The organism is Parahaemophilus parainfluenzae (assembly GCF_001053575.1).
Lineage (GTDB): Bacteria > Pseudomonadota > Gammaproteobacteria > Enterobacterales > Pasteurellaceae > Haemophilus_D > Haemophilus_D parainfluenzae_S.
The window spans coordinates 1-17,052 of record NZ_JVSL01000017.1; the positions used below are offsets into that span (position 1 = coordinate 1).

The 17,052-nt window shown below is 39.3% G+C and carries 12 protein-coding genes; 6 read left to right on the forward strand and 6 right to left on the reverse strand.

What is annotated here, in order from left to right; translation table 11 throughout:
• On the forward strand, nt 1–963 hold a 963-nt coding region (locus AC979_RS10540; RefSeq protein ID WP_193387047.1), incomplete at its 5' end, for a YadA family autotransporter adhesin.
• Between the two features lie 132 nt (nt 964–1,095).
• Nucleotides 1,096–2,232 carry a DUF2827 family protein gene (locus AC979_RS02110; RefSeq protein WP_049372679.1) on the forward strand — a complete coding sequence of 379 codons (1,137 nt, stop codon included), beginning with the start codon at nt 1,096–1,098 and terminating at the stop codon, nt 2,230–2,232.
• A gap of 34 nt (nt 2,233–2,266) precedes the next feature.
• Here the strand turns inward: AC979_RS02110 and AC979_RS10545 are convergent, their stop codons facing one another.
• From AC979_RS10545 to nhaA, 3 genes are read right to left on the reverse strand one after another with little or no spacing between them, the layout of a single operon-like run.
• The gene (locus AC979_RS10545; RefSeq protein WP_049372680.1) at nt 2,267–3,454 is read right to left on the reverse strand and encodes a glycosyltransferase; all 1,188 of its coding nucleotides are present in this window, start codon (nt 3,452–3,454) and stop codon (nt 2,267–2,269) included.
• Nucleotides 3,455–3,475: 21 nt separating this feature from the next.
• Nucleotides 3,476–5,014 carry a glycosyltransferase gene (locus AC979_RS02120; protein WP_049372681.1) on the reverse strand — a complete coding sequence of 513 codons (1,539 nt, stop codon included), beginning with the start codon at nt 5,012–5,014 and terminating at the stop codon, nt 3,476–3,478.
• An 8-nt stretch (nt 5,015–5,022) separates the two neighbouring features.
• Nucleotides 5,023–6,210 (reverse strand): Na+/H+ antiporter NhaA, encoded by a 1,188-nt coding sequence (gene nhaA, locus AC979_RS02125; RefSeq protein WP_049372682.1) that lies wholly within the window; start codon nt 6,208–6,210, stop codon nt 5,023–5,025.
• Nucleotides 6,211–6,419: 209 nt separating this feature from the next.
• Between nhaA and brnQ the strand changes: the two genes are divergently transcribed.
• A complete protein-coding gene (gene brnQ, locus AC979_RS02130) occupies nt 6,420–7,721 on the forward strand; it encodes a branched-chain amino acid transport system II carrier protein (RefSeq protein WP_049372683.1) in 1,302 nt (433 codons plus the stop codon).
• Nucleotides 7,722–7,786: 65 nt separating this feature from the next.
• On the opposite strand, the gene rlmB is transcribed toward brnQ, so the two are convergent.
• From rlmB to rpsT, 3 genes are all read right to left on the reverse strand, one after another.
• On the reverse strand, nt 7,787–8,527 hold the full coding sequence (rlmB, locus tag AC979_RS02135; protein WP_049372684.1) for a 23S rRNA (guanosine(2251)-2'-O)-methyltransferase RlmB: 741 nt from the start codon (nt 8,525–8,527) through the stop codon (nt 7,787–7,789).
• A 78-nt stretch (nt 8,528–8,605) separates the two neighbouring features.
• Nucleotides 8,606–10,951 carry a ribonuclease R gene (gene rnr, locus AC979_RS02140; RefSeq protein ID WP_049372685.1) on the reverse strand — a complete coding sequence of 782 codons (2,346 nt, stop codon included), beginning with the start codon at nt 10,949–10,951 and terminating at the stop codon, nt 8,606–8,608.
• Nucleotides 10,952–11,111: 160 nt separating this feature from the next.
• The gene (gene rpsT / locus AC979_RS02145; protein ID WP_005695217.1) at nt 11,112–11,375 is read right to left on the reverse strand and encodes a 30S ribosomal protein S20; all 264 of its coding nucleotides are present in this window, start codon (nt 11,373–11,375) and stop codon (nt 11,112–11,114) included.
• Nucleotides 11,376–11,641: 266 nt separating this feature from the next.
• Between rpsT and murJ the strand changes: the two genes are divergently transcribed.
• From murJ to ileS, 3 genes are read left to right on the forward strand one after another with little or no spacing between them, the layout of a single operon-like run.
• Nucleotides 11,642–13,216, forward strand: a complete 1,575-nt coding sequence (gene murJ, locus AC979_RS02150; protein WP_049372686.1) for a murein biosynthesis integral membrane protein MurJ — start codon at nt 11,642–11,644, stop codon at nt 13,214–13,216.
• A gap of 50 nt (nt 13,217–13,266) precedes the next feature.
• On the forward strand, nt 13,267–14,193 hold the full coding sequence (gene ribF / locus AC979_RS02155) for a bifunctional riboflavin kinase/FAD synthetase (RefSeq protein ID WP_049372687.1): 927 nt from the start codon (nt 13,267–13,269) through the stop codon (nt 14,191–14,193).
• Nucleotides 14,194–14,225: 32 nt separating this feature from the next.
• Nucleotides 14,226–17,051, forward strand: a complete 2,826-nt coding sequence (ileS, locus tag AC979_RS02160; RefSeq protein WP_049372688.1) for an isoleucine--tRNA ligase — start codon at nt 14,226–14,228, stop codon at nt 17,049–17,051.
• Nucleotide 17,052: the final 1 nt, after the last annotated feature.

Genomic DNA, 17,052 nt, shown 5'->3' on the forward strand with positions numbered 1-17,052 from the left:
TCAGCGAAAGCTGCAAGCTCTTCAGCTTCAGCGGCAGACAGCTCTGCAACAGCGGCAAGTTCATCAGCGTCAGCAGCAGACAGCTCAGCAACAGCAGCAAGCTCATCAGCGTCAGCAGCAGATAGCTCTGCAACCGTGGCAAGCTCATCCGCTTCAGCGGCAGATAGCTCAGCGACAGCCGCAAGCTCATCCGCTTCAGCAGCAGATAGCTCAGCGACTGCAGCAAGCTCATCAGCGTCAGCAGCAGACAGCTCAGCGACTGCAGCAAGCTCATCAGCAACAGCAGCAAGCTCATCAGCATCAGCAGCTGAAAGCACAGCAAAACGTATTGAAGATTCTGGTTTGATCAGCAAAGATGGTAAAACAGCATTTGCAGCGGATAACACCAGCAAACGTGATAGTGCGAAAGCGAAAGGTAAAGATGCAACTGCGGTTGGTTATGGATCAAATGCAAGTGGCGAAAACGGCACTGCATTAGGCAATAACTCACAAGCTTCAGGTAAAAACTCAACCGCTGTGGGTCAAGGTGCGAAAGCAACTGCAGCTAACTCAGTAGCTCTAGGTCAAGGCTCTGTAGCAAATGAAGCAAATACTGTTTCAGTTGGTTCAGTCGGTAATGAACGTCGAATCACAAATGTCGCAGATCCTGTTCGTGGTACTGATGCGGCTAATAAACAATATGTTGATAGCAAAATTGGTTCCGTACGTAGTGACTTGAGAAAAACTGATAAGAAACTTCGTGGTGGTATTGCTGGTGCAACAGCCGCAGCTAACATCCCACAAGTAACGAAAGCAGGTGGTTCAATGGTTGGCCTTGGTGTAGGTAACTACAAAGGTGAAAGTGCCGTTGCAGTAGGTTACTCTCGTGCGAGCGATAACAATAAAGTTATCTTCAAAGTGAGCGGGGCTGCAACCACTCAAGGTGATTACAATGTTGGTGCCGGTGTAGGTTATCAATGGTAGTCGCTCACTAAACTAGATAAATCACTCGGGTAGGAATATCCGAGTGATTTTTATTATTTAAGTTATTTAAAAAACAGTTTTATTTTTGACCGCACTTTTAGATAATTTAAGTAATAGAAGAAGGAAGAAAGCATGCGTAAATATAAAATTGGGATTACTTTTAATTTAGAAGCAAAAGTGACAGATATTTGGGCAAATGGTGCGAACCAAAATGTGATTCAGCTTTATCATTTGTTTCAACACTCTGACATTGTAGAAGATGTAGTTTTGGTCTCTTGGGGGCCAGAGAAACGCACTACTCCTCCAGAAGGGTTTATGCTTGATGGATTAAATTTGAAATATGCTTATATTGAGGATGTAATTGATCAATTAGACGTATTGATTGAGGGAACATTGGTGATTGAACCTCATCAAGTTACTCGAATGCATCAACATGGTGGTAAAGTTGTTTGCTATAAAATGGGTAATGACTTTATTATGGATATGGAAAATTTCCTTTTTGATAAGAAAGCAGGAAGAGTGTTTAATGGTACGTTATTTGATTCTGTATGGATGATTCCACAGCATGAGAACACCTGCAAATCTTATTTTTCTATTATGTATCGCTGCCCTGCTTATGTTGTACCAGCAATTTGGTCGCCAGTATTCTGTGATCAGGTGATTAAGCGAATCAAAGAGAAGCATAATCTTACCTTTGGCTATAAACCCGATGTAGAGAAAAAAGCTAAGCGTATTGCTTCTTTTGAAGCTAATATTAATGTGGTTAAAACCTGCTTTACTCCAGTGTTAATTGCTGAACAAGCCTATCGTGAAGCGCCTGAGAAAATTAAAAATGTCTACATGTGCAACACCTATGATAAAAAAGATAATCCAACCTTTTTCAATTTCATAGGTCGAACTAATCTTGTTAAAAACGGGGTGATGACGGTAGAGGGGCGCTATCAAATGCCTGATTTTCTTACTCGCTATGTGGATATTGTGCTAAGTCATCAGTGGGAAAATGGCTTGAATTACGCTTACAATGATGCTTTGTATGGCGGTTATCCATTTATTCATAATTCAAAACTGATTCCGAAAGGTGTAGGGTATTATTACGATCAGTTTGATGCATTTGAAGGCGCGAAAGTATTACTTGATGTGATTGATAATCATGATAAACACCATGAAGAATATGTCAAAAGAGCAAATGAATACTTGGATTCTCAATTACCAACTAATCCAATGAATATTTATTTGTATGAGAAAGAGATCAAGCGGTTGTTTTCTTAATAAAATTTGTAAATGCCCTTTTAAAGGGCATTTCTCATGCATTATCTAAAATTTGTTCTAACTGTTCTCCAATACTTTGAAAGCTAAAGCGCTGGATGGCTTCGGGTAGTAATGAAATATAAGATTGTCTTTTATTTTCATTAGTTAATAATTGATATGTAGCGTTAATAAATTTTTCTTTGTCATGTAATGGAATGAGTTCTCCATATTTACCGTTTTCTAATACTTCTTTTGGACCAGTTGGGCAGTCGTAAGCTATTACAGGCGTTCCACATACCATACTCTCAATCAATACCATTGCTAATCCTTCGAAAAGTGAAGTGTGAATAAAGAGTTTTGCTTTTTTCATAAAAGGAAATGGATTATCTCTTTTTCCTAATAATAAACATTCTTCTTCTAGGTTTAATTCTTGGATTCTAGCCTCTAATTGCTCTGTATTACCTTCGCCAATAATATATAATTTTTCTTTGATACCTTTTTGTTTCAAGGCATGGAATATGTCTATCATCTCAATATGATTTTTTCCTGCATCTAAGCGAGATACTTGTAATATAAAATCATTATCTAGAAGCTTCTGATCTTCTGAAAGTGTTATTAAGGATTTTTCTTTTATTCTTTCTATATCTAATGGATTATATAAAAAATATGATGGCTTATTTCCTATATTAAATTCTTTTAGAATTTGATTGCATGAATTTAACATATTGTTATTTATTGAAATAAATTTATCGTATTTGCTTAGAATGAAAGAGTAATACGACTTGTCTTTAATCCAGCAATCTAAGAGGTATTGGCTATGTATCCAATATATTTTTTTGATATTTTTTGAAATATCAAAGTGGTTCATAAAGTGGTCAAAGCTAGATATGTTTCTATGAAAATCGATGATGATGTCAAAGTTTGTTGAATTTATTTTTTTTAAGATGCGTTGATCTATTCTATTTTTTATTCCATTAAACCAGGCTGAATAATAGTTATTATTTTCTTTTTTTAGATTTAAGAATGAATAGATAAAGAATTCTGATTCTACATCACTTAAAATAAATTCTACTTTTATGTTTTTAGGTATTTCGTTAATGTTAAAGTTAACTCTATCCTCTATTAGTAATAGAGTTGTGTTGTATTTTTTATCTAGTTTTGATAGTATTTTTAAATAGTTTATTAATACTGTTTCTGCACCGCCAACAACTAGTGCTGGGTGAATAATTAAAATGTTTTTCATTTTTTATTTTATATTTTTAAATTATAGTATGTTTATTTTAATCCATTCTTTATTTATTTTTTCTATATCTTCATAAAACATTGTTTTTTCTTCATTTGAAAGCAAGTTATAGCATGTCATTACATACCCATAAATATCATCTGCATATTTTTTTAATCCAGGTAATAATTCATTGCTAAGTTTCATATCTTTGATTTCAGTTATAACATTAGATAAATTTTGAAATAGGCTTATTTGGTTTTGGGCAGTTATAACTGAACTAATTGCACCTTTTCTTTCTCTTCTATACATATAAAAGCAATTTTGATATATGGCATAATTTTTAATATGTTTAACCAGTGAGAAGCTCCAAGGAATATCTTCAAAATGTCGGCCTTTTATGAATAAAAGATGATTTTTTAAAATTAATTCTCTTTTCATTGTTTTTGTAACGGCAAACCCAAGATAAATTCCATCTTGATAAAGGCTTTGAAAGTCTTCTTTAAAAGAGCCTATCAGCTTATCTCGGTTGATGTAATGGTTCACAATTTTGTCGGGATAAACGCTGCTCATATAATTAAAGATAGCATCGGGATTATTTTCATTAATTATATTTTGTAAATCAGAAAGAATACTTGTTCCGTTCCAATAATCATCACTATCTAAAAACATCAAGTATTCGCCTCTAGCCATTTTAATCCCCGCATTTCTTGCATCGGAAAGACCTCCATTGACTTTACGAATGAATACAATGTTATGGTGTTGTTTAGCATATTGAGTGCAGATATCGAGAGAATTATCAGGTGATCCATCATCAACTAAAATAAGTTCATAATTTTGATAATCTTGCGCTAAGACAGATTCAATACATTGCTCAAGATAACGTTCAACATTGTAAATTGGCACAATGATACTAAACAACGGATTTTCAATCTTGTCTTGTTGTTTTTTGTTTGGATTTTTACCTAATAGATAGCGAGCTTGGGCTATATTTTGAGGTTCATGAAAAGCAGTGAATTGATCTGCAAGCCAGTAGGGTTTCGTTTCACTTAAAAGTGCAGTTAATTTTTTTGCGACATCTTTGCGGATGAGATAGAGTGAACAACCATAATTGTATTGATTTGTATCACCATAGATTAATGCATCAGGTTCATCACCTATTTGGAATAGACGCTCTCCAGAACGACCCTCACCATCATGCTGTAATTTGATAACTCCATAAGAAGAGTATTTATTAGCATAATTGATAGCATGCAGAATGAAGTTTTCAACAGGTTGTATTTCACTTTCAGCAATTAAAGCAAAATCATTGTTTTGTAGCTGTTCATTTTCAGCAATCGCTTTCCAGCATTGAATATGAGATAGCGTGTGAGCGATTTCTTTGTTATTGGGAGTGCGATTAAGTAGTTCTTCTGCTTTTTTTATATTAAATAAGGCCGAAGAATTACCGAGTAAGCTAACCTGTTCTTTAGTTACTGCAGAAATAGGAATAACATGAGAGTCAGAGGCGCATTGTAAAAAATGACTCAGTCTCTCTATTTTTTCAGATGCATAAATAACATAACAGGTTAGTTTTTCCATCGTTTTGATTACCCTTTATTTTTCGCGGTAGTCACTTTCAACGCGATATACCCCACAATAGCTGAAACAGTGGAGCCTAATAAGATCCCTAATCGAGAAAGGGCGTTAATGCTTTCACCGGCATCGGCATTGAAGGCTAGGCTTGCTAAGAACATTGACATGGTGAAACCGATACCGCATAAAATCGCTACGGCAAAAATTTGTTTAAAATTGATGCCTTGTGGAAGTTTTGCTATGCCCAGTTTAACGGAAAGATAACTGAAACCAAATACACCCAGAGGTTTTCCGATAATTAAGCCAAGAGAAATCGCGAGCAATAATGGTGATGTCAGCATGCTGAAATCAATGCCATCGAAGCTTACACCTGCATTAGCAAACGCAAATAATGGCAGGATAACAAAGGATGACCAAGGGGCAAGAATGTGCTCAAAGTCGTGTAATGGTGTTTCGCCATTTTTGCCTTTCAATGGAATACAAAATCCGATGATAACCCCTGCAAGAGTGGCATGTACGCCTGATTTTAATACCGAAGCCCATAAGATTGTTCCCACCAGCATATAGGCACAAAGTGCGGTCACTTTAAAGCGATTTAATGCGATAAGTACAACAATAGCAACTGCAGCAAAAATGAGTGCTTGTACACTTAATCCGTGTGAGAAAAACAGTGCAATAACGACAATGGCGCCTAAGTCATCAATAATGGCTAAAGCAAGTAAGAAGATTTTTAATGGGAGTGGCACTTGTTTGCTTAATAACGCCATGATACCGAGTGCAAAGGCAATGTCGGTTGCCATTGGGATTGCCCAGCCATCGGCTAAAGCGGGATCTTGTTGGGCGATAAAAATATAAACCAAGGCAGGAATAACCATTCCGCCAACGGCAGCAATAGCAGGGAATACCGCTTGTTGATAGCTTGAAAGGGAGCCCTCAAATAATTCTCTTTTGACTTCCATTCCAACTAAAACAAAGAATACCGCCATAAAACCATCGTTGATCCAGTGAATTAAGGTTTTATCGATAGAAAAAATCCCTACTCGAATGCTGACTGGTAAGTTTAAAAAGTCATTATAGTTTTGATTGAGCGGTGAATTGGCTAATAGCATTGCAACTACTGCTGAAAAAAGTAATAAAATTCCGCCAGCTGATTCCAATTTGAAAAAACGCTGAATTTGTTGAATCAAACTCAGTTTATTCATTCATTCTCTCCTAAAAAAGTAATAAAAAATAATAGAGCCTAGATACTATCACAAATTTACTAATTTAGGGAAAATAGGCTGTGGATAATGTGTGATTTAATCGGGATGTGATAGATTTCGTGATCTATTTCACAGAATTTATTTTCATTTTTGGAATAAAAAACAATTTAATAGTAAAATCCTTAAAATTTATTTATTCGAGAATACTTATGTTTTCAAAAAAAGACATCATCGTACTAGGTATGATGATTTTTGCTTTATTTTTAGGCGCGGGAAATATTATTTTCCCACCGATGGAGGGGTACTCCGCAGGTAACCATTGGGCAACAGCTTCGCTAGGGTTTGTGATAACAGGTGTGCTTATGCCATTTATTACATTGGTTGTTGTGTCAGTGTTAGGACGTGGCGAAGAACTGACTAAGGACTTACCCAAGTGGGCAGGCGTATCCTTTTTAACCATTCTTTATTTAGTCATCGGTTCAACCTTTGCAATGCCTCGAATTACCAATGTCGCTTATGAAATGGCATGGCTACCATTGGGGCTCATTGAAGATAGTGCGACGACACGTCTTATTTTCTCTGTGATCTTTAATATTATCGCCATGGGGTTCATGATTCGCCCAAGTACCATTATTTCAACAGTGGGTGAAGTGATGACGCCGGCATTGTTGGTATTATTACTCGTTGTTGGGATCACGGTTTTTGTTTCACCTCTTTCTGAGATTGTTGCCCCATCGCAGGCGTATGCCGAGAATTCAGCATTAACTACAGGATTAATTAGTGGTTATCAAACGATGGATGTACTGGCCGCGATTGCCTTTGGTGGTATTGTTGCACGGGCGTTGTCTGCCAAAAATGTGACCAATCCACAAAAGATTGTCCAATATACGATTTCAGCGGGCTTTGTTTCTGTCATTTTATTAGGATGTCTATATTTTGCCTTATTCTACTTAGGAGCGACTTCTGATGCTGTGGCACAAGGTGCAACAAATGGTGGTCAAATCTTCTCTCGTTATGTGAACAGTTTATTTGGTACGGCGGGAACCTGGATTATGGCGGGTATTATCACTTTAGCAAGCTTAACCACATTAGTGGGCGTAACCAGTGCTTGTGGCGATTACTTCTCCAAGTTTTCGACACGTTTTTCTTATCCATTTTGGATTGTCTTCTTCACCGCCATGACGACAATTATTTCACAATATGGCTTAACAAAATTACTCCGAGTGACAATTCCAGCCTTGTTGTTGATTTACCCAATGGCGATCATGTTAGTGGTTTTACAGCTTGTGCGTAATAAATTGCCTTCTATTCGATTGAGCTATTACGTAACCATCTTTGTAACGGTTTGTTTTAGTTTGGTTGATAGTTTGAAAAACTTAGATGTCTTGCCTGAAGGATTGCATCAAGTCATGATTCATTTCCCGCTTTACTCACAAGGATTAGCTTGGTTGGTGCCAGCATTATGTACTTTAGTGCTTTCCATACTATTAGGGAAAACCATTTCAAAATAACAAAAATGCCGATAATGATTTATCGGCATTTTTTATATCAAGTGCGGTCGTTTTTTCACGCGTTTTTAGGCGGCTAGACGTTGTCTCACAATTTCAAATAAACATACCCCCGTTGCAACGGAAACGTTGAGGGATGAAACTGATCCCGCCATTGGAATACTAATTAGTTGATCACAATGTTCACGAGTAAGGCGACGCATGCCTTCACCTTCGGCTCCCATCACCAAGGCAAGAGAACCCGTAAGTTTAGTTTGGTAAATGGTTTCTGTTGCTTCACCAGCTGTACCCACTACCCAAATATTATGGTTTTGTTGTAGATCTCGCAAAGTACGCGCTAAGTTAGTCACACGAATTAATGGTACAGTCTCCGCAGCGCCGCAAGCCACTTTACGTGCGATAGAGGTAAGTTGAGCCGATTTATCTTTTGGCACGATGACTGCACTCACACCAGCTGCATCCGCAGTACGTAAACAGGCTCCTAGGTTATGGGGATCCGTCACGCCATCAAGCACCAATAAAAGTGGATTTTGTTTACGAGTAAGAAGTTCATCCAAATCATGTTCATTTAGCTCTTTGGCTTCTTGCACACGCGCAATCACACCTTGATGCACTTCACCGTTGGATTTTTTATCTAATGTTTGGCGGTTTACAAATTGCACCGCAATGCCTAAAGCATAGAGCTCATTGAGTAAGGGTTGTAGGCGTTTATCTTCACGGCCTTTCAGCACAAAAACTTCAATTAAACGTTCAGGGCTATTTGCTAAAATGCTGTTTACAGCATGGATACCATAGATATTTTCTGACATAGGGTTCTCTTATTTATTCTTTTTGTCATTATCCTCCCTCTTTAGCAAAGAGGGGCCAGGGAAGATTGGGTAAAAATATTATTTCTTCCGTTTTCTCGTCGGTTTCTTAGAAACGTCTTTATTTTTGACCGCACTTTTACGTTTTTTTGACGCTTTAGGTGGCAGTTCCTTAAAGACTTTTTTCGCTTTTTGTTTTGCTGTTTTTCCCACTCGACGTGGTTTTCTCGCACTTTCGACTAAACTGAAATCGACCATTTTTTGTTCTAAATGAACGGCGACCACGCGGATTTTGACCTTATCGCCAAGGCGATAAATCATACCACTATTTTCACCGATTAAACGTTGTTTAGCTGCATCAAATTGATAGTAGTCGTTATCTAAAGTGGAAATATGGACTAAGCCGTCAATGAATAAATCATCTAAACGTACAAATAAGCCAAAGCCTGTTACAGATGAGATCACTCCGCTAAATTCAGCGCCCACGTGATCTTGCATATATTCACATTTCAGCCAATCTGCTACTTCGCGAGTGGCATCATCGGCACGGCGTTCGGTCATCGAGCAGTGATCGCCTAATAAATCCATTTCATCAAAGGAGTAGTGATAGCCGCCAGTATCTGTGGTTTTACGTTTAGCGCCTTTTTCTTTTGCTAATAAATATTTAATTCCACGATGAAGGGTTAAATCCGGATAGCGACGAATCGGGGAAGTGAAGTGTGCATATTCCTCTAACGCCAAACCAAAGTGGCCGATATTATCCGCATGATAAACGGCTTGGCTTAATGAACGCAGTAACATGGTTTGAATGAGTTCGTGATCTGGGCGATCTTTCACTTGCTCTAACAATTTCGCATAATCTTTTGTGGTAGGTTTCATGCCACCTTCAAGGCTTAAACCGCATTCACTTAAGAATGCACGGAAAGATGTCAGTTTTTCTTCACTCGGTGTGGCATGAATACGATAGAGTGCAGGTTCTTTATGTTTTTCCATAAAGTTTGCTGCTGCAATATTCGCAAGAATCATGCATTCTTCAATGATTTTGTGAGCATCATTTCGCACAACAGGTTCAATGCGATCAATTCGTCCCATGGCATTGAAAATAAATTTGGTTTCAATGGTTTCAAAATCGATAGCACCACGTTGTTTACGGGCATTGAGTAATGCTTGATAGAGATGATGCAATTCTTCTAAATGTGGCACAAGTCCTTGATAACGCGTGCGGAGCTCATCATCGCCGTCTAAAATCGCTGCGACTTTCGTATAGGTTAAACGTGCATGAGAGTTCATGACCGCTTCATAAAAACGATAGTCCGTGAGTTTACCTTTTGCAGAAATGTGCATTTCACACACCATACACAAGCGATCGACTTGTGGATTCAGTGAACATAATCCGTTTGATAAAATCTCAGGCAGCATTGGCACAACACGATTTGGGAAGTAAACGGAGTTACCTCGGTTATAAGCTTCAGTATCTAATGCAGAACGTAAACGTACATAGTAGCTGACATCGGCAATTGCCACCCAAAGCTTCCAGCCTTTACCACTTTTTTCGCAATATACGGCATCATCAAAATCGCGTGCATCTTCGCCATCAATGGTAACCAGTGGCAGATTGCGTAAATCCACACGGCCTTTTTTTGCTTCTTCAGGCACTTCTTCCGTGAATTTTTTAACGTATTTTTCAACCGCACTTGGGAATTGGTGAGGAATGTCATGATTACGAAGGGCGATCTCCACTTCCATCCCTTTTGCCATATTATCACCCAGAATTTCGGTAATAATACCAACAGGTTGAGTAAAGGAGGCAGATCGTTCTTGCAATTCAACCACGACAACTTGTCCCATTCGTGCACCATTGCGGTGTTCATTAGGGACTAAAATATCTCGTCCGATACGACTGTCATCAGGCACCACATAGCTAAAACCATTTTCTAAGAAGAAACGGCCGACAATTTGTTTTTTACGACTTTCAAGTACACGAACAATACGGACTTCACGGCGACCACGACGATCCAAGCCGGCAGGCTGTGCTAACACAAAATCACCATGCATTACACGTTGCATTTGGTGATTAGGAATAAAGAGATCTTCTTTTTTGCCTTCGACTTGTAAAAAACCATAGCCTTCGCGGTGGCCAATGACCATGCCTTTGAATAAATCTAATTTTTCAGGCAAGGCATAGCATTTACGTTTAGTGAAAACTAATTGTCCATCATTTTCCATGGCGCGTAAGCGGCGACGCATGGCTTCTTGTTGTTCGTCACTTTTAATTGAAAGTGCAGTCAGAATTTCTTCCCGACTCATCGGGGCATTATTTTCACGGATAATTTGCAGAATGTAGTCTCTGCTTGGGATCGGATTACCGTATTTGGCTAATTCTTTTTGATAATTCGGATCCGCTTTTTTAAAAGATTTTTTTGTCATTTATTGTTTATTTTATGATTAATTTTTAAGTTGTGGGGTAGTTTACAGGTTAAAGGGGGGAATGCAAGCTTGTTATCGGGCGTTTGTGACAGGACGGTTTAAGGCAAACAAAAACCGCACCAAAGTGCGGTTTTATTTTTAAGCTGTTTTAATGCTTTAATTACGCTAATTTTTTGATTTGAGCAGCTAATTTAGCTTTGTGGTTTGCTGCTTTGTTAGCGTGGATTAAGCCTTTAGAAGCCATACGGTCAACAACTTTTTGCATTTCAACGAATGCTGCTTCAGCTGCTGCTTTTTCACCTGCTGCTACTTGAGCATATACTTTTTTGATGTAAGTACGCATCATAGAGCGTTGGCTTGCGTTGTGTTGGCGGCGTTTTTCAGATTGAACCGCGCGTTTTTTTGCTGACTTGATATTAGCCAAGGTCAAACTCCTAAAATTTCTGTTAGATGATTATGACAAAATAAGGGCGTAGAATATGCCGATTTTTTATACTTTTGTCAATGAATAATTTGTGTTGATTTCGGTGAGACACAACCGAAAGTAAGCATCGTTATTTAAAAAAAGCGCTTTCTATTGGCTCACACAAACGATGTGGGCAGGATTTTATCAGTTTTTTTCGTTGGAATATAGCGTAAAAACAAAAATTCTATACAATTAAGGCAAATTTTTTTGAAGAGACCCCTATTTTGAGTAAACGACTTTTAAAATCCGGCATTATTGTGAGTGGGATGACATTAGTGTCCCGTGTGTTAGGTTTAGTCCGTGATGTGGTGATTGCCCATTTAATCGGTGCAGGCGCGGCGGCAGACGTGTTTTTATTCGCTAACCGGATCCCAAACTTTTTACGTCGTTTATTTGCAGAAGGGGCATTTTCTCAGGCTTTCGTCCCTGTGTTAGCCGAATATCAAAAATCGGGCGATCTTTCTAAAACGCGAGAATTTATCGGAAAAGTATCGGGTACGCTAGGCGGTTTAGTCAGTATTGTTACTTTGCTTGCCATGGTGGGATCACCTGTTGTTGCGGCGATCTTCGGGATGGGATGGTTTACCGATTGGCTAAATGACGGGCCCGATGCACATAAATTTGAACAAGCGTCTTTACTCTTAAAAATTACTTTTCCTTATTTATGGTTTGTCACCTTCGTGGCACTTTCTGGCGCAATTTTAAATACGATAGGCAAATTTGGCGTAATGTCGTTTTCGCCTGTTTTGTTAAATATAGCCATGATTGCAACCGCACTTTTCCTCGCGCCAAAATTAGACAATCCTGATCTTGCCCTTGCTATCGGGATCTTCTTAGGCGGTTTATTACAATTTTTATTCCAAATCCCTTTCTTGAAGAAAGCGGGCTTGCTCGTAAAACCGAAATGGGCGTGGCATGATGAAGGGGTAGCGAAAATCCGACGATTGATGATTCCTGCCTTGTTCGGGGTTTCCGTCAGTCAAATCAACTTGCTGCTTGATACGGTCATTGCCAGTTTCTTAATGACGGGCTCTATTAGTTGGCTTTATTATTCTGATCGTCTATTAGAGTTTCCACTTGGTCTATTTGGTATCGCCATTTCCACTGTGATTTTACCGACGCTTGCTCGCCATCATGTAAATCGAGAAGACAATTCTTCCCAAAGTGCGGTTGATTTTCGCAACACCATGGACTGGGGCGTACGAATGATTTTATTACTTGGTGTGCCGGCCGCGATTGGTATTGCCGTGTTAGCCCAACCAATGTTATTGGTGTTATTTATGCGTGGCAGTTTTACCTTAACAGATGTGCACTCAGCTTCTTATTCCTTATGGGCATTCAATGCGGGTTTACTTAGCTTTATGTTGATTAAGATCTTGGCTAACGGCTATTACGCACGCCAAGACACCAAAACGCCAGTAAAAATCGGGATCATCGCCATGGTGAGCAATATGGGCTTTAATGTATTGGCAATTCCATTTAGCTATGTAGGCTTGGCGATTGCTTCTGCGATGTCAGCAACCTTAAATGCTTATTTGCTTTATCGTGGTTTAGCAAAAGAGGATGTATACCATTTTTCACGTAAAAGTGCGGTCTTTTTTCTGAAAGTTTTAGGGGCAGCCTTAGCCATGGGCGGCTTGCTTTGGTATAACTGCCCACCGATTCAAGAATGGGCCGCCATGACATTTTTAATGCGTATCTATTGGTTGGTTTGGTTAATTGGACTGGCTGCGGTCGTTTATTTAGGCGTATTGGTGCTATTAGGTGTTCGTAAACACCATTTACTGACAAAACATTAAGTTACCGCTATAATGCACCGATTATTTTTCGTTTTTTGGAATAAGATGTAATGCAATTAATTCGTGGGCTCCATAATTCACAGCCATATTTGTCAGGGTGCGCATTAACCATTGGCAATTTTGATGGGGTGCATTTGGGGCATCAGGCGATTTTGCGTCATCTTCGTCAGAAAGCGAATGCGCTGAATTTACCCATGGCGGTGATGCTTTTTGAGCCGCAACCGCGCGAATATTTTATGGGTGACAAAGCCCCAGCGCGTTTAATGCGATTAAGAGATAAATTACATTATTTGGCTCAGGCGGGTGTGGATGTGGTGATCGTCGCGAAATTTGACCGCACTTTTGCTGATCTTCCTGCAGAACAATTTATTGAAGATTGGCTTGTTCGCAAATTAAATGTGAAATTTCTCAGTATTGGCGATGATTTTAAATTTGGTGCGAAACGTTTAGGCAATTTTGCGATGTTGCAACAAGCCGGAAAGCAGTTTGGTTTTGAAGTGGAAGACAGTCGCACCTTCTGTTTAGACGAGTTACGTATTAGTAGCACTGCTATTCGTGAAGCGTTGGCTAAAGATGATTTACAGCACGCACAAAATTTACTCGGTAAGCCTTATCGTATTTTCGGTCGTGTGATCCACGGCAATAAATTAGGGCGAACCATTGGTTTTCCTACCGCGAATGTTCGCTTACATCGCCAAGTGAATCCAGTAAAAGGGGTTTATGCGGTGAAAGTGCGGTTAAAATCGGGCGAGATTTTTAACGGCGTTGCAAACATGGGAAAACGCCCAACTATTAACGGTACGATACAATTATTAGAAGTCCATTTATTTGATTTTTCTCAGAATATTTATGGGCAAATGGTCGAAGTGGAATTCTGCCAGAAGATTCGAGATGAGATAAAGTTTCCGTCTTTTGAAGCGTTGAAAGCTCAAATTGAACAAGACGTAAAAACAGCAAAAGCATTTTTTGCAAAATAGAATTATATTGAAATATAAAATTGGAAAATAACATGACAGTTGATTACAAAAACACGTTAAATTTACCTGAAACAGGTTTTCCTATGCGTGGCGATTTAGCCAAACGCGAACCTGTAATGTTAAAAAATTGGTATGACAAACAGTTGTATCAAAAAATCCGCCAAGCGACTAAAGGTAAAAAATCCTTTATTTTGCACGATGGCCCTCCATATGCGAACGGCAATATTCATATCGGTCACGCCGTTAATAAAATTCTGAAAGATATTATTATTAAATCTAAAACGGCGTTAGGTTTTGATTCGCCTTATATTCCGGGTTGGGACTGTCACGGTTTGCCAATTGAATTAAAAGTAGAAGGTTTAGTGGGCAAACCAAACGAGAAAATTACAGCAGCTGAATTCCGTCAAAAATGTCGTGAATATGCTGCGGAACAAGTAGAAGGTCAGAAAAAAGACTTTATCCGTTTAGGTGTATTGGGTGATTGGGATAATCCTTATTTAACGATGAACTTCGACACCGAAGCAAACATCATTCGTACACTCGGTAAAGTGATTGCGAATGGTCACTTATACAAAGGTTCAAAACCAGTGCATTGGTGTTTGGATTGTGGCTCTTCTTTAGCGGAAGCAGAAGTGGAATACGAAGACAAAGTTTCTCCGTCTATCTATGTGCGTTTCCCTGCAGTAAGTGCGGTTGAAATTGAAGAGAAATTTAATGCAGTAGGCAAAGGCCATGGCAAATTATCTGCGGTGATTTGGACAACTACACCTTGGACAATGCCATCTAACCGTGCGATTGCGGTAAATGCAGACTTAGAATACAACTTAGTACAACTTGGCGATGAGCGTGTGATCTTAGCCGCTGAATTAGTTGAGTCTGTGGCAAAAGCGGTGGGTGTAGAACAAGTTGAAGTGTTAGGTTCAGTAAAAGGTCAAGCGCTTGAGTTAGTACGCTTTAACCATCCGTTCTATGATTTCACTGTACCAGTAATTTTAGGTGATCACGTGACCACTGATGGCGGTACAGGTTTAGTACATACTGCACCAGATCATGGTTTGGACGACTTTATTGTAGGACAAAAATATAATTTACCAATGGCGGGCCTTGTATCGAATGACGGTAAATTTATTTCAACGACTGAATTCTTCGCAGGCAAAGGTGTATTTGAAGCTAATCCATTGGTTGTTGAAAAATTACAAGAAGTGGGCAACTTATTAAAAGTTGAGAAAATCAAACACAGTTACCCACACTGTTGGCGTCACAAAACTCCGATTATTTTCCGTGCGACACCACAATGGTTTATCGGTATGGAAACACAGGGTTTACGCCAACAAGCATTAGGCGAAATCAAAGGCGTACGTTGGATTCCTGATTGGGGTCAAGCACGTATCGAGAAAATGGTTGAAAACCGCCCAGACTGGTGTATTTCTCGTCAACGTACTTGGGGCGTACCGATGACCTTATTCGTGCACAAAGAAACCGAAGAGCTTCATCCGCGTACCTTAGAGTTACTTGAAGAAGTAGCGAAACGTGTTGAGAAAGCGGGTATTCAAGCATGGTGGGATTTAGACGAAAAAGAATTATTAGGGGCTGATGCAGAAACCTATCGCAAAGTGCCTGATACCCTTGACGTGTGGTTTGACTCAGGATCAACCTATTCTTCTGTTGTCGCGAATCGTCCGGAATTTAACGGTCAAGATATCGATATGTATTTAGAAGGTTCTGACCAACACCGTGGTTGGTTTATGTCTTCTTTAATGCTTTCTACCGCAACAGACAGCAAAGCACCATACAAACAAGTATTAACCCATGGTTTCACCGTGGATGGTCAAGGCCGTAAGATGTCAAAATCTATTGGTAATATCGTGACCCCACAAGAAGTCATGGATAAATTCGGTGGTGATATTTTACGTTTATGGGTGGCATCTACCGACTATACGGGTGAAATGACCGTTTCTGATGAGATCTTAAAACGTGCCGCGGATAGCTATCGTCGTATTCGTAACACTGCGCGTTTCTTATTAGCGAATTTAAACGGTTTTGATCCGCAACGTGATGCGGTTAAACCGGAAGACATGATTAGCTTAGATCGTTGGGCGGTAGCTTGTGCGTTAGATGCACAAAAAGAAATCAAAGACGCGTACGATAACTATCAATTCCACACAGTAGTACAACGTTTAATGCGTTTCTGTTCTGTGGAAATGGGTTCGTTCTACCTTGATATTATCAAAGACCGTCAATACACCACCAAAGCGGATAGTCTTGCTCGTCGTAGCTGCCAAACAGCGTTATGGCACATTGCGGAAGCTTTAGTACGTTGGATGGCACCAATCTTGTCATTCACGGCAGATGAAATTTGGGGCTACTTACCACAAACAGCAACGCCACGTGCTGAATTTGTCTTTACTGAAGAATTCTACGAAGGCTTATTTGGTTTAGGCGAGAATGAAAAATTAGATGATGCTTACTGGCAACAACTGATTAAAGTTCGTTCTGAAGTGAACCGTGTATTAGAAATCGCCCGTAACGACAAAGTGATCGGTGGTGGTTTAGAAGCAGAAGTAACAGTTTATGCTAACGATGAATATCGAGCATTGTTAGAACAATTAGGCAATGAATTACGTTTCGTGTTAATTACCTCAAAAGCGGAAGTGAAACCATTAGCTGACAAACCTGCAGATGTAGCTACGGGAGAGTTAGAGGGAATTGCTGTAAGCGTTGCACGTTCTAACGGTGAAAAATGTCCACGTTGCTGGCATTATTCTGACAAAATCGGCGTGAATCCTGAACATCCGACACTTTGTCCACGTTGTGTGGAAAACGTAGCGGGTAACGGCGAAGTACGTCAGTTCGCGTAAG

Coding starts and splice junctions, on each gene's coding strand:
- AC979_RS10545 (WP_049372680.1), bottom strand. CDS start 3,454: ATGAAAAACATTTTAATTATTCACCCAGCACTAGTTGTTGGCGGTGCA.
- ribF (WP_049372687.1), top strand. CDS start 13,267: ATGCAATTAATTCGTGGGCTCCATAATTCACAGCCATATTTGTCAGGG.
- AC979_RS02120 (WP_049372681.1), bottom strand. CDS start 5,014: ATGGAAAAACTAACCTGTTATGTTATTTATGCATCTGAAAAAATAGAG.
- nhaA (WP_049372682.1), bottom strand. CDS start 6,210: ATGAATAAACTGAGTTTGATTCAACAAATTCAGCGTTTTTTCAAATTG.
- AC979_RS02110 (WP_049372679.1), top strand. CDS start 1,096: ATGCGTAAATATAAAATTGGGATTACTTTTAATTTAGAAGCAAAAGTG.
- rnr (WP_049372685.1), bottom strand. CDS start 10,951: ATGACAAAAAAATCTTTTAAAAAAGCGGATCCGAATTATCAAAAAGAA.
- rlmB (WP_049372684.1), bottom strand. CDS start 8,527: ATGTCAGAAAATATCTATGGTATCCATGCTGTAAACAGCATTTTAGCA.
- brnQ (WP_049372683.1), top strand. CDS start 6,420: ATGTTTTCAAAAAAAGACATCATCGTACTAGGTATGATGATTTTTGCT.
- ileS (WP_049372688.1), top strand. CDS start 14,226: ATGACAGTTGATTACAAAAACACGTTAAATTTACCTGAAACAGGTTTT.